The sequence below is a fragment of the Pseudomonadota bacterium genome, assembly GCA_039818985.1.
GTDB lineage: Bacteria > Pseudomonadota > Alphaproteobacteria > Sphingomonadales > Sphingomonadaceae > Alterisphingorhabdus.
In genome coordinates this window covers 2,434,326-2,454,486 of sequence record JBCBSU010000001.1, presented here as the reverse complement: position 1 = coordinate 2,454,486, position 20,161 = coordinate 2,434,326, and the positions used below count along the sequence as shown (strand labels likewise).

Here is a 20,161-nt window from a genome sequence, read left to right as displayed (position 1 = left end):
GGTGCAAGAAAAATGTCGATAGTGGCCGAAACAAATGCCGCGATCTCCGATGATCCACAGATATTGCAGGATATCCGCCATCCGGCTTGCCAGCTCGCCATATGGCAGCGCCCGCTGTCCTTTGATCCGTCACCGCTGATTAACGGCCAGGTAGATAATCTGCGGCTGCTGGTGCCTGCCGATAACCCGGCCCCGGCATTGATAGCGGCACTGCGATCAGGCGGCTTTTCCCCGGGCGAAGCACTGAATGCGCTGGTACAGGATGTCTCTCGCCTGTGCGAGCTGTTCCGGCCGATCGCCAATACAGCCAATATCGACATAAGGGTCGAGATCGTTACGGGCGATGCCTGCCGCAAATTTCATGGCGACTATGTCAGCGCGCGGCTTATCACTACCTATACCGGCCCGGGCACCCAATGGCTGGATGCCGATGATGCCGAGCGTGTCGCCAATGGCCTGGAGCCGCTTGATATCCACCAGATGCGCGCAGGTGATGTCGGCATTTTCAAGGGGCGGCTGTCGACGGATCGACCGGCGATACACCGCTCGCCACCGATTGAAGGTACAGGCCAGGCGCGGCTGGTCACAGTTTTGAACCCGGAGCCGGAGAACAGGGATTAATGCCACATACACGCTTTCCGGTCACGCTGCTGACCGGCTTTCTCGGTGCCGGAAAAACGACCTTGCTCAACCAGCTGATCCGCCTGCCGGAAATGTCCCGGGCGCTGGTGATCATCAACGAGTTTGGTTCTGTCGGTATTGACCATGACCTGGTCACCCAGAGCAATGAGGATGATGCCATTGTCGAAATGTCTAATGGCTGTCTGTGCTGCACCATCAAGGGTGACCTGCAAAAAACATTGCGCGAAGCACCATGGCGCTTTGCCCGCGAAGGAAAATGCTGGTTTGACCGGGTGGTCATAGAGACGACCGGCCTCGCCGATCCTGCTCCTATCATTCATACGGTCATGGCCGATGACGATCTGAAAAAGCGCTACAGCCTTGCCGCTGTCATCACCCTGGTCGATGCGGTCAATGGCGATGCGACGCTGGATGCACAGCCCGAGGCGGTCAAACAGGCTGCGGTGGCGGATCGGCTTCTATTGTCAAAAACCGATCTCGCCGAGGAAGCTGTTACACAGCAATTGTCGGCGCGTTTGCGCCGTCTCAATCCGGCAGCGCCGATACAGACATTGCCATGCCCGGATGATGCATTGGCAGCGCTGTTTCACGGCAGCAGCTTCAACCCTGCTCTCAAAAGCGACGATGTCCGCAAATGGCTGGCCGAAGAGGCCTATGCCGATGATGCTCATCACCATCACCATCACCATCACCATCATGGTCACGACCATCATGGTCACGACCATCATGATCACAACCATGATGACCATCATCATGATATCAACCGCCATGACGATCGCATCCGTTCGGTCTGCCTGACTCTCGACGATCCTGTTCCAGCCGAAATATTCGATTCATGGCTCGAGATGCTCGTCGCATTTAATGGCGTCAACGTGCTTCGCGTCAAAGGCGTGCTCAATCTGCAAGAGCTCGACAAACCGCTTGTTATCCATGGTGTGCAACATATATGGCATCCACCGGTAACGCTGGACGACTGGCCTAGCGATGACCGACGCTCGCGGATCGTTTTTATCCTACGGGATCTGGAAGAAAGTGACTTGCGCGACATGCTCGCTTTCGTCACCGAGAAGGTCCGCAACAGCAGGGTGGATGGACTGGACGAAATGCCCAGCCTGACCGACGTACCAGTTGGATGATGCAAGGTATAAAATAGGGAAAGGCAGGGCCATGGAGACAGATCGCAGAGCTTTTCTTTCCGCCACTGGCAGCGCGTTTGCGGCGCTTCTGGCAAGTGGCTGCATGGCGCGGGGCGCTACTCTCTCTGCCGAAAGCCCGTTGCGTACCTCCTATGGGCCCCTGGTCCCCGATCCTGCGGGCATTCTCGACCTGCCGCCCGGTTTTTCCTATCATGTGCTCTCCAGTCTGGGCGATGCGATGGGCGATGGCGCAACCGTGCCGGACAAGGCAGACGGAATGGGCTGTTTCGATCTGGGCAATGGCGAAATTGCTCTGGTGCGCAATCATGAGCTTATTCCGACCGATGATACAGGCGGCCCGATCGCGCATGGTTTCGGCACCCGCAATGGCGAGATCGTCCCTGGCGGAACCACCAATATTGTTCTTGATGCGCAAACGCTGGCGATCAAACGCCAGTTCCGCAGCCTTGGCGGCACGATCCGCAACTGCTCGGGTGGCATAACGCCATGGGGCAGCTGGCTGACATGCGAAGAAGCACCGACGGGGCCGGGACAGCGCTATGGTGACGGCCTTGCGGTCAATCACGGCTGGGTGTTTGAAGTCCCCGCTGCTGCCAATGGTCTGGTCAAGGCCGTGCCATTGCGCGCAATGGGCCGTTTCAATCACGAAGCGGCGGCTGTCGATCCCGGGACCGGCATTGTCTATATGACCGAGGACCGCGATGACGGTCTGCTCTATCGCTTCCTGCCACGGGTTCCCGGCGATCTGAAACAGGGTGGCCGGTTGCAGGCGCTGGTGATCGATGGCGTGGCGGACAGCCGCAACTGGCAGACGTCCAATGTGCCTGTCGGGAAAGCCATGACGGTCCGCTGGATCGATCTCGATAATGTCGAAAGCCCCGAAGATGACCTGCGCAAGCGCGGTTCAGCCAAGGGTGCAACGCTGTTCGCACGCGGCGAAGGTATCCATATGGGACTGCGCAGCAAGAGTGAGAGCGAGCTCTATTTCTGCTGCACTTCGGGTGGCGCGGCCGAGCTTGGCCAGATATTCCGCCTGACGCCCGGTCGCGATGCCGCCGACATGCTCGAGCTGTTTTTCGAAAGCGCATCGCCTGATCAGTTCAACTATGGCGATAATCTGACCGTCGCGCCCAATGGCGACCTGATTGTGTGCGAAGATCAATATACTGATGTCGTCGACAACCATCTGCGTCTGATAACGCCCGATGGCAGTGCCTATCCGCTGGGACGGTTGCGTATGCAGACCGAGCTTGCGGGTGCCTGTTTCTCGCCCGATGGCAAGGTGCTGTTCGTCAACGCCTATAGTCCGACCAAGACTTTTGCCATTAGCGGACCTTGGCAGGCCTGATCCGGCGATCTGCAGCTGCAATATTGCCTGGAATTTCGGGCGATTTCCGCATTGACAGCCTGCCATCAATATGGATGTATCACACTTTGATATTTACCGCCTCTCCATCACTGGTCGTGTCAATGCCACCCCCGGCAACTGACACCAGAACGCCCATATAATCCGGGAATTTTCGCATGTTTTCACGCTCGTTGATCCTCTGCCTTCTCGCCGCTTTCGTGCTGGTCGCACCGCAGAGCGGCCATGCCCAACCGGTGCAGCAGACCAAGGGCAGCTTTGAAGACAAGTTTCGCCAGCTTGATGGCGAGGATATTCCACCCGCCAATGATTATCGCAATGCCTCGGGCGCGCCCGGGCATCGCTATTGGCAGCAAAAGGTGGATTACCGGATCGAGGCCACGCTCGATGAGGATGCCAAGAGCCTCAGCGGAGCGGCGACCATCAGCTACACCAATAATTCGCCCGACAATCTGCGCTATCTCTGGCTGCTGCTCGATCAGAACCGCTTCAAGCGCGATTCCATGGCGGAGCGCAGCCGCACGGTTTCGGGTGGCGACAGCATCAGTTTCACCGCCATCCGCCGGGCCGAGCGCTATCAGGATTGGGAAGGCGGCTTTGAGGGCCTGAGCGTTACCGATGGGGCCGGCAATGCGCTGCCCTTTACCGTTGTCGATGCGCTGATGCGGATCGACCTGCCGCAACCGCTGGCGCCGGGTGCGACCACCGAATTCTCGATCCGCTGGCGCTATTCGCTGATCGAGACGCGGGTGATTGGCGGGCGCAGCGGCTATGAATGCTTCACCAAAAAGAGCGAGGATGGCAACTGTATCTTTCTCGGCGCCCAATGGTTCCCGCGGCTGGCGGTTTATTCCGACTATGAAGGTTGGCACAACAAGACGTTTCTGGGCGCCGGTGAATTTACGCTCGAATTCGGTGATTATGATGTCGCGTTGACGGTGCCTTCCGACCACATCGTCTCCGCTACCGGCGAAATTGCCAATCCCGAAGAGGCGCTGAGCGCAGCGCAGCGCCAGCGGCTGACCCAGGCGCGCAATGCCGATGAGCCGGTCTATATCGTTACCCCGGCTGAAGCCGCTGCCAATGAGCGCAGCAGGGCCGGGGGCTCCAGCACCTGGCGCTTCACCGCGCGCAATGTCCGTGATTTCGCCTGGGCCTCATCGCGCAAGTTCATCTGGGATGCGCAGGGTGTGCAAAATGAGCATCCCGACCATCCGCTGGTGATGGCCATGTCCTTCTATCCCAAGGAAGGGCGACCGCTCTGGGATGCCTATTCGACCAAATCGGTGGCGCACACCCTCAAAGTCTATGGCAGCTTTGCCTTCCCCTATCCCTATCCGACGGCGCAGTCAGTCAACGGTCCGGTCGGCGGGATGGAATATCCGATGATCACCTTTAACGGCCCGCGTCCGATCAAGGACAAGAAGACCGGCGAGCTGACCTATACCGAACGCGCCAAATATGGCCTGATCGGCGTGATCATCCATGAGATCGGCCATATCTGGTTCCCGATGACGGTGAACAGCGATGAGCGGCAATGGACCTGGATGGATGAAGGCCTCAACACCTTCCTGCAGTTCCAGGCCGAGCGGCAATGGGATGAGGATTATCCGGTGCGCCGCGGTGAGCCGCATCTGATCGCCGACTATATGCTGAGCGAAAATCAGGTGCCGATCATGACGCAATCGGACAGCGTCGTGCAGTTTGGTAACAACTCCTATGCCAAGCCGGCAGCGGCGCTGACCATCTTGCGCGAAACCGTGATGGGCCGCGAATTGTTTGATCATGCCTTCCGCGAATATGCCCGGCAATGGGCGTTTAAGCGGCCGACACCGGCAGATTTCTTCCGCACCATGGAAGAGGCGAGTGGCGTCGATCTCGACTGGTTCTGGCGTGGCTGGTTCTATTCGACCGATCATGTCGATATTGCGCTGACCGATGTGGTGAAGGCGCGGATCGATACGCGTGATCCAGAAGTGGAAAAGGCCTATGCACGTGGCCTTGCCGATCAGGAACCGGGTTCGCTGACAGTAGAGCGCAACACTGAACCAACAGTTGTGGAGCGCGATCCGGCTGTGCGCGATTATTATAACGAGACCGACAAGTTCACTGTCACCGCCAGCGATCGGCGCAAATATAAAGGCGGATTGGAAGATCTGGAGCCGGAAGAGCGCGCGGCGCTGCAGAGCAAGAACAATTTCTACAATCTCACCTTCCAGAATTTGGGCGGCCTTGTGATGCCGGTGATCGTCAAGATGGATTTTACCGATGGTAGCAGCGAGACGGTGCGTATTCCTGCCGAGATCTGGCGTTACAACAGCAGGCAGGTCACGTGGCAATATGTTACGCCGAAGCAGTTGCGTCAGGTCGAGCTCGATCCGCGCTGGGAAACCGCCGATGCCGACCGCAGCAATAATTACTTCCCGCAGCGCATCGATCCGGCGACGCTGGAGGTGCGGAGCTTTCCGCCACGAGAAAACCGCATGAAGGATGATGACAAGGTTGTGACGCCCGATAGTCTCAGGACACGATCCAAGGCGAAATGATGCTGCGTCTTTTCGGTCTTCTGATGCTGCTCGGCGCGACATTGTTGTCGGCACCTCTGTCGGCGCATCGCGGCCATCAGGCGTTGACAACCATTACCATCGACCGCAGCAGCGGCGGAGTGTTTGTCACCCACCGGTTGTCGGCGCATGATATTGAACCGGTGCTGGCCAATATCGCTCCGGAGAGTTCGCCGAGCATCGATGATCCGGACAGCGAGGCGGCACTGCTGACCTATATGGAAGCGCGGTTTGCGCTGAAAGGCGTGAGCTTGCGTTATGACGGTTCCGATCATCGCGGTGATGATCTGGTCTACAGCTATTCGGGAAAGCTGGGCAGTGAGAGCGACGACCTCACAGTCCGCTCCGCGATGTTTTTCGATCAGGGTATTGCCAACAGCAACCGACTGTTGCTGCGTATCGATGGCAAGGCACAAGGCCTGCAAACCAGCCCTTCCCAACCTTCAATAGCGATAAACATCAACGAATAGCCTGCTGCCTCTGACCCTGCCATAACAAAAGATCACAGACTGGAGAGAGACCATGAAGCGGATAATCACCTTGCTCGCCGCCAGCGCGCTGATAGCCGGTACTGCCATCGCACAGGATGCGGATAATGCCGCCGACACCAGCGCTGAAGCGACACAGGGTATTGGCGGTGGCGCACGTCCGGTCGGCGCATCCTGGTCACGCAGTCCGGTGGTTGCGCCCAATGGCATGGCGGCAACCGCACATCCGCTGGCGACGCAGATCGCCCTGGATATCCTGAAGGCTGGTGGCAGTGCGGTCGACGCCGCGATTGCCGCCAATGCCGCGCTCGGCCTGATGGAACCGACCGGCAATGGCATTGGCGGTGACCTGTTTGCGATTGTCTATGATCCCAGGACTGACCGGCTATATGGCATAAACGGCTCGGGCCGATCACCTTCAGGCCAGACACTGGCGCAGTTGAAACAGAAGCTCGGGCCCGATGCCAAATCGATCCCGCCGGTCGGGCCGCTGCCGATTACTGTGCCCGGAGCCGTTGATGCCTGGTTTACCCTGCATCAGCGTTTCGGCCAGCTCCCGATGGAGCAGAATCTGGCGCCGACAATCCGTTATGCGCGTCAGGGCCATCCGGTAGCGCCGGTTATTGCCATGTATCTCCAGCGCTCACTGCGTGCCTATGAGGCGCGGCAGGAGCGTTATGATTTCGATTTCAGCAATGCCCGCGCGACTTGGTTTGCCGATGGCGCGCCCAGGCCGGGCGAGATTTTTCGCAATCCCGACCTCGCCAATACGCTCGAGCGCATCGCCGCCAATGGCCGTGACGAGTTCTATAAAGGGGGGACGGCGCGGGTCATCGTCGACTATCTGCAGCGCCAGGGCAGTGCCTTTACGCTGGAGGACTTTGCCAACCACCAGAGCGAGTGGGTCGATGTCGGCTGTGTCGCCTATCGGCGCGGTTATGAGTTGTGCGAACTGCCGCCCAATTCGCAGGGCTTTGCCGCGCTGCAAATGGTCAATATTCTGAAAAATGTGGATCTGTCGCAATGGGAACGCGGCAGTCCCGAAGTCATCCATTATATCACCGAGGCCAAGCGCCTCGCCTTTGAAGATGTGGCTCGCTTCTATGCCGATCCGGCGTTTTCAGAGGCGCCTGCTGGCCTGCTATCAGACAGCTATGGCAAGGCGCGCTTTGCCGAGATCAACCCGGACAGTGCCACCGTCACTTTTGGTCCCGGTACTCCGATAGAAGACAAGCTGGAAGGAGCGGGTGACACCACCTATCTCACTGTCGCCGACAAGAACGGCATGATGGTCAGCCTGATCCAGTCCAATTATCGCGGCATGGGCGGCGGTCTGGTCGCCGATGGCCTGGGCTTCATGTTTCAGGACCGCGGTGAATTGTTCAGCCTCGATCCGGCGCACCCCAATGCCTATGCGCCCGCCAAGCGTCCGTTCCACACCATCATCCCGGCGTTTATCAAAAAGGACGGCAAGCCATATATGAGTTTCGGCCTGATGGGTGGGGGCATGCAGCCTCAGGGCCATGTGCAGATTCTCATCAATCTGGCCGATTATGGCATGAACCTGCAGGAAGCCGGCGATGCGGCGCGCCTGATGCATGACGGTGGTCGCCAGCCGACCGATGCACTGGTCGGCAGCCCGGCAGATACCGGAGAGATCGATACGCTCGGCACGCTTTTTGTCGAGCCCGGCATTTCCGCAGCCACTGTTGAGGCGCTCAAAGCCATGGGCCATAAGGTCGTGGTCGAGAAAACCGGTATCCCGTTCGGTGGCTATCAGGCGATTGTCCGCGATCCGGAATCCGGTGCCTATATCGGTGCGACCGAGATGCGCAAGGACGGACAGGCCAGCGGTTATTGACCGCGAAAGCCTATAAGAGCTGCTCCAGCGGTGCTGCCATCCGCCGATAGGCGATGATCAACAGGGCGATGGTCAGCAATAGCAGGACAACCATGGGCAGCATCATGGTGGAGAAAATCTCCCCCATGCTGCGTTCGCGGAAAGCGAAGGCGGGGATGGCATCATATTCGGCCAGCGATATGCGCTGGCGAGCCACGACGGCCGGCCCGATCCGTTGTACCAGATCATTAAGGGCGATGTAGGCCTGATCCTGAAAGGCAAGACCGCGCGCATCGCCACCGCCGGCAACTGCCGTCATGGCACGGTCGGCGATCAGGGCTGGCGAGAGATATTGCAGTTTTGCAACCAGCGCCATGCGTTGCTGGCGGCTGTTGTTGAAAGCCTCCAGCACCGGTGCCGTACGCTTTCGCGCTTCCTCATTGGCAAGAAAGGTGCTGCTGAAATAGCCGGGCACATCCTCATCGCTGACGGTCATTTCCGGGTGATCGGCCAGAAAACCGGATGTCAGCTCTGCAGTCTCGCGCACCGCCTTAACCTCACCCTGGCGCATTTGTGACAAATAGGCGAGCCGCGAGGGCGGTGGATAGGACGCTTCGGCAATAGCGCCGCCGACAGCAGGAACGGCGAAGACAAAAATCGCCCATAGCGCGAACAGCGCCGAAGCCACAGTTTCGCTTCTTCTGAGGATCGCGCTGACCAGAGTGATCGCGGCGAACCAGAACAGGCCATAGAGCAGCGCAATTGTCAGCCAGACAACAAAATGTGTGAGGCGCAGCCCTGTATCGGCGCCCATGGGGGCGAGAAGCGCGGCAATAGCGGTGCTGGCTGCAAACACAGCCCAAAGCGCGGCATTGCGAATGATTAGCCTGCGCCAGATTGTCGGCGCGATTTGGCCTGTCTGGGCCGCCAGCAATCTCGCCCGTCCGCGTTCGCGGTCGCTGGCGAATAAGTCGAAAGATACAGCTATCATCAGCAAGGGCATCAGCACCACGACGATAAAGGTCATGTCGAAGCTGCCGAGACTGAGCGGTGTCGGATTATCGAATTCATATTCGCTGAAAAGATTTGCAGGGTTGGACCAGCCGCTGATTTCGGTGGTATTCGGCAATATCTCTGTGTCACCGATGGCAAAATCGCCCAATGGTGTTGGCGGCAGAACCGCCGGTATGCGGATGTTCATCGGCCGCGCCTCATAGGGTGCCTCGGCGCTGCCTGCTGCTTCAATCTGTGCCATGCTTTCGCGCCATTCGGTGCGCGACGCCTCGCGTTCGGCGGTGAAAGCGGTCTGGGCCTGTGCCGAGCGTTCCACAGCGGAGTGCCCGCCCAGCGAGGCGAAGATGACGACAGCAATAATCGCCGCAAAAGCGATCAGTCCCGGCGGTGCCAGCAAAAAAAGCCGGCGTTCCAGCAAGGCGGCGGATTGTATCGTCATGATGCAACCGTCCTCTGGGCGCGGCGCACGGCCCAGGTCGCAAAAGCCAGGCTGGCCAGCATATAGAGCAGCAGTATCAATGCGCTCAAAAAATAGCCGGGTGCCAAGCTGGCAAAGCGTGGTGCGCGATGCTCGAAATCGGCGATGCTCTGCCACAGCGCCTTGTCATTGGTATATTCATAGCCAGCGTCTCCGGCATTATAGGTCAGGTCATCGTTGAGCTGCTGGATAATCGTCCGGCGATGCTCTTCAGCGGCAAGGGCAAAGTCGCGGTGATGCACCCGGTCGGTCCCTGCAAGCCCTGCGGAGAGAGATTCCATGGCCAGCACCGGAGAGAAAATGGATGCAGCAGTGATCAGCGCCTCCTGCTGCCGATAAATCCCGTCGAGCCGGGCGTAAACGGCCTCGAAAAGCGGTTCGGCATGCTCTTCGCTCGCCTGGAGCGAATAACCGCCATAATTTATCGGCAATTCCTCCACCGTCTGTACATCGTATTTCTCGAGCATCGTGGCCTCGAGCTCAGCGCGATAGTCATCATCCTCATAAAAGGCTGACGATGCCTCACTGAGTTCGTGGGTAACATGTGTTGCGTCGGGTGCGGGGTAAAACGATATCGCCGCGCTTGCAGCAAGGCGCGGGACAAGAATGAAGCAGACGGCCCAGACACCCACAAGCGCTATCAGTGCGGTTCGCTTTTCCCTGCACCGCGCCGAAATGCCAATGGCGATCGCGCCCGCAGCGACCAGATAGACTGTGTAAGCTGCCGCAAGGCCCAATGTACGCAGGGTGCTGTCGGGTAATATCTCCGCTCCGCCAGACCCTGCAGACCAGAAGCCGAGCAGCAGAGCAATAACGAGCAGAGCGGCAATGATTGCCAAAGCGCCTGTCAGCTTACCCCATAATAGCGTTGTCGCGCTGATGCCCGCTGCCGTCATCTGCTGCAATGTGCCCTGTTCGCGCTCTCCGGCGATGACGGGGAACAGGATCAGAAACAGGAACAATGGCGCAATATACTGCAATATCCAAGCCGGAGAGAGATCGGCAAAACGCCCGGCATCGCCAAGATCTTCGGCTCGGCGGAAGACCGCCGGGTTCTGGTAATGGGCTTCCATCCACACCGCGAGACCGGCATAATCGGTGACACCCGGGTCAAAGGCCATCAGCGGGGATAGGGGCTTGAAAGCATAGCGTGAGAAATGGGCCGCAGAATGGGGATTGCGTGCGCCCTGCGAATCCCAGACTTCACGGTCGACGGCCTCGGCAGCGCTGCGCTCGCGCTCAAACGATGCCAGGCGTTGTGATGACAGGGCAGCGGCGCCGATCAGCAAGGCTATAATGGCGATGACGAGGCCAATAAAGACACCGCTGCGAAGATTCATGCGCCAGTCATTGCGCGCGATGGAGGCTATCATGCGTTCACCGCGTCAGCATGGGAATTCCCGGGTATTTTTGGTTGGTCATCCCCGGAGGGTGCCTGCATATGCGCCAGATAGATGCGCTCGATCTCATCGGCACCCAGCGATGCCGTGTCGAGCATATCAACCAGATGCCCGGCTTTCATAATGCCGATTCTGGTACCGATTTCCTTGGCGCGAAAAACGTCATGGGTCGCCATCAGGATCGCGCGTCCGTCATCGCGCAGCTGTTTCAGCAACAGGCACAATCCGTTAGCTGCCGAAGGGTCTAGTCCGGAAAGCGGTTCGTCGAGCAGCAGTGCTCGGGCATCTTTGGCCAGCGCAATCGCTATGCCGACTTTCTGGCGCATGCCTTTGGAATAGGAGGAGGCCCGGCGTGACGCTGCCTTTGCATCCAGTCCGGATTGTTCAAGTACCGCCAGCAATTCGGTTTTCGACTGTTTCAGCCCGGCGAGTCGCATGAAATAATCGAGATTCTCGATACCCGACAATTGCGGATAGAGCGCAACCTGTTCGGGGATATAGGCCAGATGTTGCTTGGTCTCTCTCGGTGCAGACACAACATCGACGCCATTGACCAGGGCTGTGCCCGATGTCGGCTCGAGAAATCCGAGAAACAGATTGATTGTCGTCGTTTTGCCAGCGCCATTTGCGCCGAGCAGGCAGACAATCTCCCCCGCTTCGACCTTGAGGTTGAGATTATCGAGCGCCCTGACCGACCCGAATGTCTTGGTCAGGCCCTTTGCCTCCAGCATTTGCCAACCCTCCGAAGCATCCAATGATATAGTATTACATTAGAGATTCTGGATGCGGTTGTCCATAACACCATAGCGGCCTGTGCATGATGACCGCCCTGACAGAGCAGATGGTCGTATTGTGTATGTGACTGCCCCGCGCTTGCGATGAGCAGGCGCGGGGAGATGAATCAGCCGACAATATCCATCTCGGCGATCAGGGCTTCGGCGCCGTCGACCTTCTCCATGACCCACAGCATATAGCGGGTGTCGACATGGATAGTGCGCGTGGTGCGTGGGTCGAAATCCCAGTCGGAATTGACGCTTTCAAAGGTGCCATCGAACAGCAGGCCGACCAGTTCCGCCCGGGCATTGAGCGTTGCCGAGCCGCTATTGCCGCCGGTTGAATCGAGATCGGAAAGGAAGTTGACCGGTACCGAGCCCAGGCTTTCCAGCCTGTAGCGGCCATAGTCCCTGGCCTCGATCTTTGCCAGTTGCGCTTTGGGGGCGTTGAACGGATCTTCACTGGTATCCTTCTCGGTAATACCCTCCAAAGTGGTGAAGGGCGCGTACACCATGCCATCGCGCGGCGAGCCACCGAGCACGGTACCATAGGTGACGCGCAGCGTGCTGTTGGCATCGGGATAGGTGACTTCGCCCTTGGAACGCTGCCATGCGATCATCGCGTCCATATAGGCCGGGCGAAGCGCCAGAGCCTGCCCGGTACGCTTCTCGCGCGCATTTCTGATGCTCTCTTCGTGATCGTGCAGCGCCACCGCCATTTTCAGGAAAGGGTCGTCACTGGCTTCGATTTGGGCTGGCGTCGCTTCCATCAGCGCCAGCCGCTGTTCGGCCGAGGCCAATCCGGTATCGGCATAATAGCCATCGATCCTGCTGGCGAGGGCATCGCGATCGATCTCGCCGGTCAGCCCGAGCAGATCATCCAGCAACGCGACCCGCGATTCTTGCGGCTGGGCGAGATAGAGGTCGAGGAACATCATCCACTCGGCCTTCTCTACCTGCGGGTCGAAGCGGCGGTCCAGCGCCTGCAGGCCCTGACGGAAAAACGCCATATCGCGTTCCTGGTAGCCGGGATCGCGTTCCGCATCCGGCTTCTGACGCTCTTTCGCAAGGCGATAGAGCCGCTGCGCTGCCGAAAGCAGCTGCGTATTGGTGGCGTAATTGTACCAGAAATTGGCGCGTGTTGCCGTAGCGCTTTCCTCGGTCAGCGCATCAAGTTCGGCGATGGCGGTGCCATACGCCGCCCGCGATGCATCGGCGGCAACCCATTCGGACAGCGCGGCTTCACGGGCGCGGCGGCGGTCGACCAGCCCGACCCGGCGCGCGCCGTCAATCTGTCCGCGCAGATTCTTTTCGAAATTGTTGAGACCGGCGAGTCGTGACTCATATTTTACCCGCGCATCCGATCCTTCAGGGGCAGCGGTTTCGATGGTGTCGATCCAGTCATTGATCAGCGTGACGAAGACCGGATATTGCCAGTCAAATGTGTTCTCCACCTCGGCCAGGCGGGCATAGCGCTGGGTCGATCCGGGATAGCCTGCCGCCATGACGAAATCGCCTTCCTTCAGGCCTGCCGCGCTGACCTTCAGATGATGTTCCGGCTGATAGGGGACATTGTCCTCGGAATATTCGGCAGAGGAGCCATCGGGGGCGACATAGGCGCGGTAGAATGCGAAATCGCCGGTATGGCGCGGCCACTGCCAGTTATCGATATCGCCGCCATATTTGCCGATCGAGTCCGCCGGAGCATAGACCAGACGGACATCGCGGATTTCCAGCCGCTTGATCAGCTTATACTGCGAACCGCCGTAAAATCCCGCGACCTGGCAGCGATAGCCTTTGTCCTGCTCGCATGCCGCGACAATATCCTTGCTGCGCTGCTCGACCAGATCATATCGCTCGCTGCTGCCCAGTTCCTCTGTACCGGCACGCATCTGATCGGTGACATCGGTTACTTTGGTGGTGACATAGATCCGTGACCCCGGCGCAGCGGGGAGTTCGCCTGCCTTGGTCCTGGCCAGAAACCCGTCTTCCAGATAGTTTTTCTCTGCCGTCGAGTTGAACTGCACCGATCCACGCGCGCAGTGATGGTTGGTGACGACCAGACCTTCTGGCGACACAAAGCTGGCCGAGCAACCGCCCAGAGACACGACCGCGCCCATCGGGAAGGCGGTCAGATCGGTCAGTGCTTCGGCATCGATTTCGAGCCCGGTCTCGCGCAGGTCCTCAGCTATCTCTGCAAGCTGGTCGGGGGTGAACATCCCTTCCTTGGCTGCCAGTGGGGTTGCAATGACACCCGCCAGTGCAAGCGAAGAGATCAGGAGCTTGGGATTTTTCATGGGAGAACCTCGGGAAAATGGACAATGGTATATTGTCACATGGGTCTATGATTTTTGCCGCATGGATGCAAATCCAAACCGCCTCGGAAAGGGGCTTTGCCGCAAATCATGAATGATGAAATATACCCGATTGGCACAGAGCTGAAAGTCTGCGGGTTGCTGTCTGGACAGCAAGCAGGAGACACGGGCCTGTTGGCGGGTCAGGCTGCCTTGTCGGGGGTCAGGTCGAGCGTTGTCTTGCTGTCGTCACGCGCGGTGATTTGAGGCGTCGTCGCTGCCTTGTTCTTGTGGCTGAACTGGCCCTCGACATGGCCACCCTGCTCAATGGTGATATTCTCATAGGCGATATCACCGGTGATGCGGGCGCTGCTCTCGATCACCAGATCGCGGGCATCGATCGATCCCTCGACCAAGCCGGCAAGCCGTGCGGTCTCGGCAATAATGGCACCGTGAATTTCGCTGCTCTCGCCCTGTACCAGTGAAGCGCATTTCAGATCGCCATTGACGCGACCGTCGACATGCAGGTCGACCTTGGCGGCGACATTACCGGTAATCACGACATCGGAGCCGATAACGGAAAAGGTCGATCCGCGACTCATGCTAGACGTCTCCGTTGTCCGTGTCGTCCGTTCGCGTGCGTTGCTGGGCGTTGGCTTGGATTTTGAGAACATCGTTATGCGCTTCCAAAAAGGGTTTGGGGTTAATGGCCCGGCCATTCATGCGGACCTCGAAATGCAAATGGGTGCCGGTCGAACGACCGCTATTGCCCATTGCGCCTATTTTTGCCCCCTCAAGAACTTCGCTGCCGACTGTCGTATCAAGCCGTGAAAGATGCGCGTAACGGGTTACCAGACCGTTACCATGATCGATCTCGACAGTGCGGCCATAACCGCCTTTCCAGCCAGAGAAAATGACCCGACCACGCGCCGCTGCCATGATTGGCTGGCCATAGGCACCCTTGAAATCAAGGCCGTTATGCATGGCCGCGCGGCCGCTGAACGGGTCGCGGCGATAGCCAAAGCCGCTGCTGATGAAATTCATGTCCGCCGGTTCTGACGAAGGTATGCGGGCCAGGCCACGCTCAAGCGCATCCATGCGTGCCAGCTTGCGGCCCAGTCTTATGAACCGCGGATCCATATTGTCCGCGTCCTTCTTGCTGGCAAGGAACGGCAGGAATGGACCACCCTGTGCGGTGCCGTTGTCGCGGGCGATGGCCGTGGGGTTGAGGCCGAGCTGCCGGATCGCTGACTCAGCGGCGGCGGCGCGGCGATCAGCCTCGCTGGACAGGCGGTCGACAAAGGCAAGCTGACGCGCCTCGACACGGGCAAGAGCGCTGGCCTCGGGAATGAGGGCGCTGATTTTCACTACGGTTTTTTCCGCCTCGCTTTTGCTGGGGGCGTTTCCGTCGCCATCATTAGCCGATGTTTCGGGAAAATAGCGTTGGGCCAGGGAATCGAGCTGATCCTGGCGGCGTTCAAGGTCGCTGGCGACTTTCTCGACCGAGTCGCGATAGGCTTTGACGCGGCTTTCCGAGTCGGCGACCTCGGCTTCCTTGGCGTTGAGCGCCATGCGGTCGAGAGAAACGCTATACTGGCTGATTGCCATGGCGATCGTGATCAGCAGCCAGATCAATATGGCCGCAACAAATGCCAGAAATACAGTGATTTGCAGGCGTGACGAGACTTTCAGGAATTTCACCTGACCGTCTGCGCGCATGAAAAATTCGCGATCTGGGAACCATTGCAGCAAGCGCGCATAAAGCGCACTGCCCGCACGTAATATTTTCACGACCCTGTATTCCTTACCCTAGCTTGCGGAGGGCCTAGCAAAGCCTTGAAGCTGAAGCGAATCCGACTCGGCGGACTCGTGACGAGTCGAAGCCACTGTGCGATAAACGGATTTACAATATTCACTACATGGTCAGATTGACGCGGCGACTCGCGGGTTATTGTGGCAGCCGGTGCTTGCGATCAGCCATCGGCCATCCTATCCGCAGAATTATGAACAGCCATAATGCCCCTTTCCCGGCGCAGGATGCCGTTACCGCGATCGCAAGGTTGACCCATGCGGCACAGCATGCGCGTCGACAGCTTGCCACCAGTGACTCTGCACAGCGTCAGGCGGCCTTGCTGGCGGCGGCTGATACGCTGGCTGCAGCGCGCAATGGCATATTGCAGGCCAATGCCGATGATGTGGCAGCGGCGCGGGCCAAAGGGTTGAGCGCCGCCATGTGTGACCGCCTTGCGCTCGACGATGCCCGGCTCGATGCCATTGTCATGGCGGTGCGCGGCATTGCCGATCTGCCCGATCCACTCGACCGCGAACTCGACCGGCGCACCCGACCCAATGGACTGGTTATCCGCCGCGTCACCGTGCCGCTCGGGGTGATCGGAATGATCTATGAGAGTCGGCCCAATGTCACGGTCGATGCGGCGGCTCTGTGCGTGCGGGCCGGCAATGCGGTGATTCTGCGCGGCGGCAGCGAGGCACAGCACAGCAATGCCGCGTTGCACCGGGCAATGGTCGACGGGCTGGTGTCCGGTGGACTGGCTGAAGCGGCGGTGCAGCGGGTGGCGGATCAGGACCGGGCGCTGGTGGGCGCAATGCTGCGCGCCAGTGAGGGCATTGACCTGATCATTCCACGCGGCGGGCGTTCGCTGGTTGAGCGGGTGCAGCAGGAGGCAAGGGTGCCGGTGCTGGCGCATCTCGATGGCATTTGTCACAGCTATGTTCATGCCGCTGCCGATCCAGCTATGGCTGAAGCCATTGTCGTCAATGCCAAGATGCGGCGCACCGGGATTTGCGGTGCCACTGAGACACTGCTGATCGATCAGGATTTTGCCGAACCGGCACGCGTGATCGTGGCATTGATCGACGCCGGATGCGAGGTGCGCGGCGATGATATGGCGATGGAGCTGGACAGCCGGGTGGTGCCAGCCATGGATGACGATTGGGGGCAGGAATTTCTCGCCCCGGTCATCGCGGTGCGCTTTGTCGCCGGTGTCGAGGAAGCCATGGCGCATATTGCGCGGCATGGGTCGGGTCATAGCGAAGCGATCATAACGGACGATGTCTCCGTAGCCGGACAGTTCCAGTCAGGGGTCGACAGCGCCATTGTCATGGTTAACGCCTCGACCCAATTTGCCGATGGCGGCGAATTCGGGCTTGGTGCCGAAATCGGCATCGCCACCGGTCGACTGCATGCGCGCGGCCCGGTGGGGCTGGAGGCACTGACGACCTATAAATGGCTGGTCGAGGGTGAGGGCCAGATCCGCCCATGATGACAAGCAGATCGTTTCGCAGCAGCGGGCGCAAGCCCGTCGGCCTTATGGGCGGGTCGTTCAACCCGGCGCATGGCGGCCATCGCAGCATCACCCTGTTTGCCATCAAGGCATTGCGGCTGAACGAATGCTGGTGGCTGGTCTCACCCGGCAATCCGCTGAAGGCTGACGCAACCGACATGGCCCCGCTTTATGCAAGGCTGGCCTCGGCGCAGGAACTGTCACGCAACGCACCGATCAAGGCCACCGCCATCGAACGGACAATGCAGACACGCTATACCATTGATACATTACGGGTGCTGGTGAACCGCTATCCGCGCCATCAGTTCATCTGGATCATGGGTGCTGACAATCTGGTAAATTTTGATCAATGGCGCCAATGGCGTGAAATTGCACGATTAATGCCGATTGCGGTCATCGCCAGACCGGGTTATACACAAGGGGCTGTTGCTTCGAAGGCAATGGCTTGGCTCGGGCGTTTTGTCCGACCCCGGGACCAGAGTGTGCATTGGACAAAGTGGAGCACGCCAGCGCTTGTGATACTGCGCTATCGTTCCGATCCGCGTTCGGCGACCAATATTCGCCGGAGCACCCCCCATTGGCACAGCAGCTATGCTGGACGCATCGTCCGTGACGATGTGACCCGTGAACTGCTGTGAGCAACGTGGTGCAGGCTGGGTGGGAACAGCCGCAATGCGCCACCAGAGATGAGGAACTCTTTTGACTCACATTAGCGAAACCGTGGCCGAAAGGCCTTCAGCACCCCTTGCAGCGGCTTCCGACAACCAGCCGGAGGCTGATGCCCTGCTGTCACTGGTCCGTCAGTCACTTGACGATGACCAAGCACAGGACGTGGTGGCCATCGATCTGGAAGGCAAGAGCAGCATTGCCGACCATATGGTCATTGCTTCGGGCCGTTCGACTCGCCAGGTTGCCGCCATGGCGCAGAAAATGGTCGAGCGGATCAAGAAATCCGGTGGTGCTGCCCGGATCGAGGGTCTGCCCAATGCCGACTGGGTGCTGATCGACGCCGGTGACGTCATTGTCCATCTGTTCCGCCCGGAAGTGCGCAGCTTCTATAATCTTGAGCGGATGTGGGGCTTTGACGATACAGCCGAGGGTAACGCCTAAGCTGTTATCATCCTTCGCGATGGTATAATGGTTCTCGCATGAAGCTGCATATCATCGCCCGGGGCAAGATCGGCCGCAGTGCCGAAGCGGAACTGGTGAGCCGCTATATGGAACGCCTGTCATGGCCATGGCAGGTGACCGAACTGCCCGACCGCCTCCCCAATATAAGAAGTGGGGCCATGGCCAAACTTCCTACAATCACGCCATGCCGCAGCATATTGCTCGATGAAAAGGGCAAGAACCTCTCCTCCGTCGCCTTTTCCGGGATATTGGGGCGCTGGCGCGATGATGGCGTACGTGAGACGCGACTATTCATCGGTGGTGCCGATGGCTTTGGCGATGATGATCGCAACAGCGCGGATCTGCTGCTCTCCTTCGGCAACGCAACCTGGCCGCATATGATGGCGCGGGCCATGCTGGCTGAACAGCTATGGCGGGCGACCAGCATATTGGCCGGTCATCCCTATCATCGCGAGGGCTAGGGGCATGACGGCGCGTTATCTCCTTGCCATTGCCTTGACCGCCACCGGCTTTGCGGCTGCAAGCTGGTCAGCCATTGCACAAAATGCAGTGCTGCCGGGCCAGAGCGTTGCCGAAACGCGTCAGGCGATGGAGGCTGCCGAGGCTCAGGCAAAAGCCGCACTGGAGCGTGCCGAAGCATTACAGGATCGGGCCGACAAGGCGGTACGTAAAGCCGACAGGGCCAAGGCCGATATCCAGGTCATGGCCGCGCGGGTACAGGAATCCGAGGCACGTATCGCTGCGGCTGAGGCACGGATCGCCATTATCGACCGGCTGAAACAGGCGCAGGAACGGCGTCTCGCCCGGCGGCAGGAGCCGGTGATCCGGCTGACCGCGGCGCTGCAACAGCTCAGTCGTCGACCGACCGCGCTGGCATTGGTCAAGCCGGGCTCGCTGGAAGAGACGGTAAGGGTGCGGGCGCTGATGGCTTCGATCCGGCCGCAGGTCGATGCGCTGTCACAGGAGCTGCGCGATGATATTGCCCGCAGCCGGTTGTTGCGCGAGCAGGCCGAAGAGGCGGCGGCATTGCTGCGCGACGCGCGGCAACGGCTGGAGGACAGGCGCCTGGCGCTGGCACGACTGGAAACCCGGGCACGGCTGGAATCGCGCGAGCTGACCGGCGGGGCCCAGCTCGAGGAAGATCGCGCCATCGCGCTGGCGGAAAATGCCCGCGACCTCGACGAACTGATCGACCGGATCACTGTCAGCGGCAGCCTGCGAGAGCAGCTGGCGGCGCTTGACGGACCGCGCTTGCGCCCCGATCGCCCGGAACTGTCGACCGTCGTCACTGGTGCCAACCGGGCCGCGCGCCGTTCGACACGTCCGGCCTATGTGGTGCCCGTTATCGGCGCACTGATCACCGGCTTTGGTGAAGTTTCCGACAGCGGGGTGACCGCACGGGGCATCACCATCCGCGCTGGCGATGCAGCGCAGATTGTCGCACCGGCCAGTAGCCGGGTGGCCTATGCCGGCAACTATCGCGGCTTCGGCAAGATCATCATCCTCGAACATGATGGCGGCTGGACGACGCTGATCACCGGACTGGGCAAGGTCGATGCTGCGGTCGGCGACGATATTGCCCAGGGCACACCAATTGGTCGTGCGCCGGCGGGTGAGGGTGGCGATATCATCATCGAATTGCGACGCAATGGCCAGCCGGTCGATGTGGCAACGCTGATCGCGGCGCAATAGGCGCCCGCATCTGCCTG

17 protein-coding genes are annotated in these 20,161 nt (G+C 59.5%); 11 read left to right on the top strand and 6 right to left on the bottom strand.

Annotation, left to right across the window (positions count from 1 at the left end; genetic code table 11):
* Positions 1-12: 12 nt before the first annotated feature.
* The 6 genes from AAFX04_11675 to AAFX04_11650 all read left to right on the top strand — a co-directional run bounded on the left by AAFX04_11675 (position 13) and on the right by AAFX04_11650 (position 8,078).
* On the top strand, positions 13-621 hold the full coding sequence (locus AAFX04_11675) for a DUF1826 domain-containing protein (protein ID MEO1046090.1): 609 nt from the start codon (positions 13-15) through the stop codon (positions 619-621).
* The gene (locus AAFX04_11670; GenBank protein MEO1046089.1) at positions 621-1,778 is read left to right on the top strand and encodes a GTP-binding protein; all 1,158 of its coding nucleotides are present in this window, start codon (positions 621-623) and stop codon (positions 1,776-1,778) included. Before AAFX04_11675 ends, AAFX04_11670 begins: the two co-directional genes overlap by 1 nt.
* 31 nt (positions 1,779-1,809) lie before the next feature.
* Positions 1,810-3,147 (top strand): alkaline phosphatase PhoX, encoded by a 1,338-nt coding sequence (locus tag AAFX04_11665; GenBank protein MEO1046088.1) that lies wholly within the window; start codon positions 1,810-1,812, stop codon positions 3,145-3,147.
* Positions 3,148-3,323: 176 nt separating this feature from the next.
* Entirely contained in the window at positions 3,324-5,711 is a 2,388-nt protein-coding gene (locus AAFX04_11660; protein MEO1046087.1) for a M1 family metallopeptidase, read from the top strand.
* Positions 5,708-6,199, top strand: coding sequence for a DUF6702 family protein (locus tag AAFX04_11655; GenBank protein MEO1046086.1), 492 nt, complete (start codon positions 5,708-5,710; stop codon positions 6,197-6,199). Before AAFX04_11660 ends, AAFX04_11655 begins: the two co-directional genes overlap by 4 nt.
* A 52-nt stretch (positions 6,200-6,251) precedes the next feature.
* Positions 6,252-8,078, top strand: a complete 1,827-nt coding sequence (locus tag AAFX04_11650) for a gamma-glutamyltransferase family protein (GenBank protein ID MEO1046085.1) — start codon at positions 6,252-6,254, stop codon at positions 8,076-8,078.
* Positions 8,079-8,088: 10 nt separating this feature from the next.
* Here AAFX04_11650 and AAFX04_11645 read toward each other — a convergent pair whose 3' ends face one another.
* The 6 genes from AAFX04_11645 to AAFX04_11620 form a co-directional block, all read right to left on the bottom strand.
* Positions 8,089-9,510 carry a DUF3526 domain-containing protein gene (locus AAFX04_11645; protein MEO1046084.1) on the bottom strand — a complete coding sequence of 474 codons (1,422 nt, stop codon included), beginning with the start codon at positions 9,508-9,510 and terminating at the stop codon, positions 8,089-8,091.
* A complete protein-coding gene (locus AAFX04_11640; GenBank protein MEO1046083.1) occupies positions 9,507-10,922 on the bottom strand; it encodes a DUF3526 domain-containing protein in 1,416 nt (471 codons plus the stop codon). Before AAFX04_11640 ends, AAFX04_11645 begins: the two co-directional genes overlap by 4 nt.
* Positions 10,919-11,680, bottom strand: a complete 762-nt coding sequence (locus AAFX04_11635; GenBank protein ID MEO1046082.1) for an ABC transporter ATP-binding protein — start codon at positions 11,678-11,680, stop codon at positions 10,919-10,921. The genes AAFX04_11640 and AAFX04_11635 overlap by 4 nt, the downstream gene beginning before the upstream one ends.
* A gap of 170 nt (positions 11,681-11,850) precedes the next feature.
* Positions 11,851-14,019: a S46 family peptidase gene (locus AAFX04_11630; GenBank protein ID MEO1046081.1), complete on the bottom strand. Its 2,169-nt coding sequence runs from the start codon at positions 14,017-14,019 to the stop codon at positions 11,851-11,853.
* Positions 14,020-14,219: 200 nt separating this feature from the next.
* Positions 14,220-14,618 carry a polymer-forming cytoskeletal protein gene (locus AAFX04_11625; GenBank protein ID MEO1046080.1) on the bottom strand — a complete coding sequence of 133 codons (399 nt, stop codon included), beginning with the start codon at positions 14,616-14,618 and terminating at the stop codon, positions 14,220-14,222.
* 1 nt (position 14,619) lies between these two features.
* Positions 14,620-15,807 (bottom strand): M23 family metallopeptidase, encoded by a 1,188-nt coding sequence (locus AAFX04_11620; protein MEO1046079.1) that lies wholly within the window; start codon positions 15,805-15,807, stop codon positions 14,620-14,622.
* Between the two features lie 212 nt (positions 15,808-16,019).
* Here AAFX04_11620 and AAFX04_11615 point away from each other — a divergent pair, with 212 nt between their 5' ends.
* The 5 genes from AAFX04_11615 to AAFX04_11595 all read left to right on the top strand — a co-directional run bounded on the left by AAFX04_11615 (position 16,020) and on the right by AAFX04_11595 (position 20,144).
* Positions 16,020-17,300: a glutamate-5-semialdehyde dehydrogenase gene (locus AAFX04_11615; protein MEO1046078.1), complete on the top strand. Its 1,281-nt coding sequence runs from the start codon at positions 16,020-16,022 to the stop codon at positions 17,298-17,300.
* Entirely contained in the window at positions 17,300-17,959 is a 660-nt protein-coding gene (locus AAFX04_11610; GenBank protein MEO1046077.1) for a nicotinate-nucleotide adenylyltransferase, read from the top strand. The genes AAFX04_11615 and AAFX04_11610 overlap by 1 nt, the downstream gene beginning before the upstream one ends.
* A 145-nt stretch (positions 17,960-18,104) precedes the next feature.
* The gene (gene rsfS, locus AAFX04_11605; protein ID MEO1046076.1) at positions 18,105-18,431 is read left to right on the top strand and encodes a ribosome silencing factor; all 327 of its coding nucleotides are present in this window, start codon (positions 18,105-18,107) and stop codon (positions 18,429-18,431) included.
* A gap of 38 nt (positions 18,432-18,469) precedes the next feature.
* A complete protein-coding gene (locus AAFX04_11600; GenBank protein MEO1046075.1) occupies positions 18,470-18,913 on the top strand; it encodes a 23S rRNA (pseudouridine(1915)-N(3))-methyltransferase RlmH in 444 nt (147 codons plus the stop codon).
* A gap of 4 nt (positions 18,914-18,917) precedes the next feature.
* On the top strand, positions 18,918-20,144 hold the full coding sequence (locus AAFX04_11595) for a peptidoglycan DD-metalloendopeptidase family protein (GenBank protein ID MEO1046074.1): 1,227 nt from the start codon (positions 18,918-18,920) through the stop codon (positions 20,142-20,144).
* The last annotated feature ends 17 nt before the right edge of the window (positions 20,145-20,161 follow it).

Bases quoted from the DNA above. Each gene is read 5' to 3' on its own strand.
- AAFX04_11675 (MEO1046090.1), top strand. From the start codon at position 13: ATGTCGATAGTGGCCGAAACAAATGCCGCGATCTCCGATGATCCACAG.
- AAFX04_11670 (MEO1046089.1), top strand. From the start codon at position 621: ATGCCACATACACGCTTTCCGGTCACGCTGCTGACCGGCTTTCTCGGT.
- AAFX04_11665 (MEO1046088.1), top strand. From the start codon at position 1,810: ATGGAGACAGATCGCAGAGCTTTTCTTTCCGCCACTGGCAGCGCGTTT.
- AAFX04_11660 (MEO1046087.1), top strand. From the start codon at position 3,324: ATGTTTTCACGCTCGTTGATCCTCTGCCTTCTCGCCGCTTTCGTGCTG.
- AAFX04_11655 (MEO1046086.1), top strand. From the start codon at position 5,708: ATGATGCTGCGTCTTTTCGGTCTTCTGATGCTGCTCGGCGCGACATTG.
- AAFX04_11650 (MEO1046085.1), top strand. From the start codon at position 6,252: ATGAAGCGGATAATCACCTTGCTCGCCGCCAGCGCGCTGATAGCCGGT.
- AAFX04_11645 (MEO1046084.1), bottom strand. From the start codon at position 9,510: ATGACGATACAATCCGCCGCCTTGCTGGAACGCCGGCTTTTTTTGCTG.
- AAFX04_11640 (MEO1046083.1), bottom strand. From the start codon at position 10,922: ATGATAGCCTCCATCGCGCGCAATGACTGGCGCATGAATCTTCGCAGC.
- AAFX04_11635 (MEO1046082.1), bottom strand. From the start codon at position 11,680: ATGCTGGAGGCAAAGGGCCTGACCAAGACATTCGGGTCGGTCAGGGCG.
- AAFX04_11630 (MEO1046081.1), bottom strand. From the start codon at position 14,019: ATGAAAAATCCCAAGCTCCTGATCTCTTCGCTTGCACTGGCGGGTGTC.
- AAFX04_11625 (MEO1046080.1), bottom strand. From the start codon at position 14,618: ATGAGTCGCGGATCGACCTTTTCCGTTATCGGCTCCGATGTCGTGATT.
- AAFX04_11615 (MEO1046078.1), top strand. From the start codon at position 16,020: ATGAACAGCCATAATGCCCCTTTCCCGGCGCAGGATGCCGTTACCGCG.
- AAFX04_11610 (MEO1046077.1), top strand. From the start codon at position 17,300: ATGACAAGCAGATCGTTTCGCAGCAGCGGGCGCAAGCCCGTCGGCCTT.
- AAFX04_11600 (MEO1046075.1), top strand. From the start codon at position 18,470: ATGAAGCTGCATATCATCGCCCGGGGCAAGATCGGCCGCAGTGCCGAA.
- AAFX04_11595 (MEO1046074.1), top strand. From the start codon at position 18,918: ATGACGGCGCGTTATCTCCTTGCCATTGCCTTGACCGCCACCGGCTTT.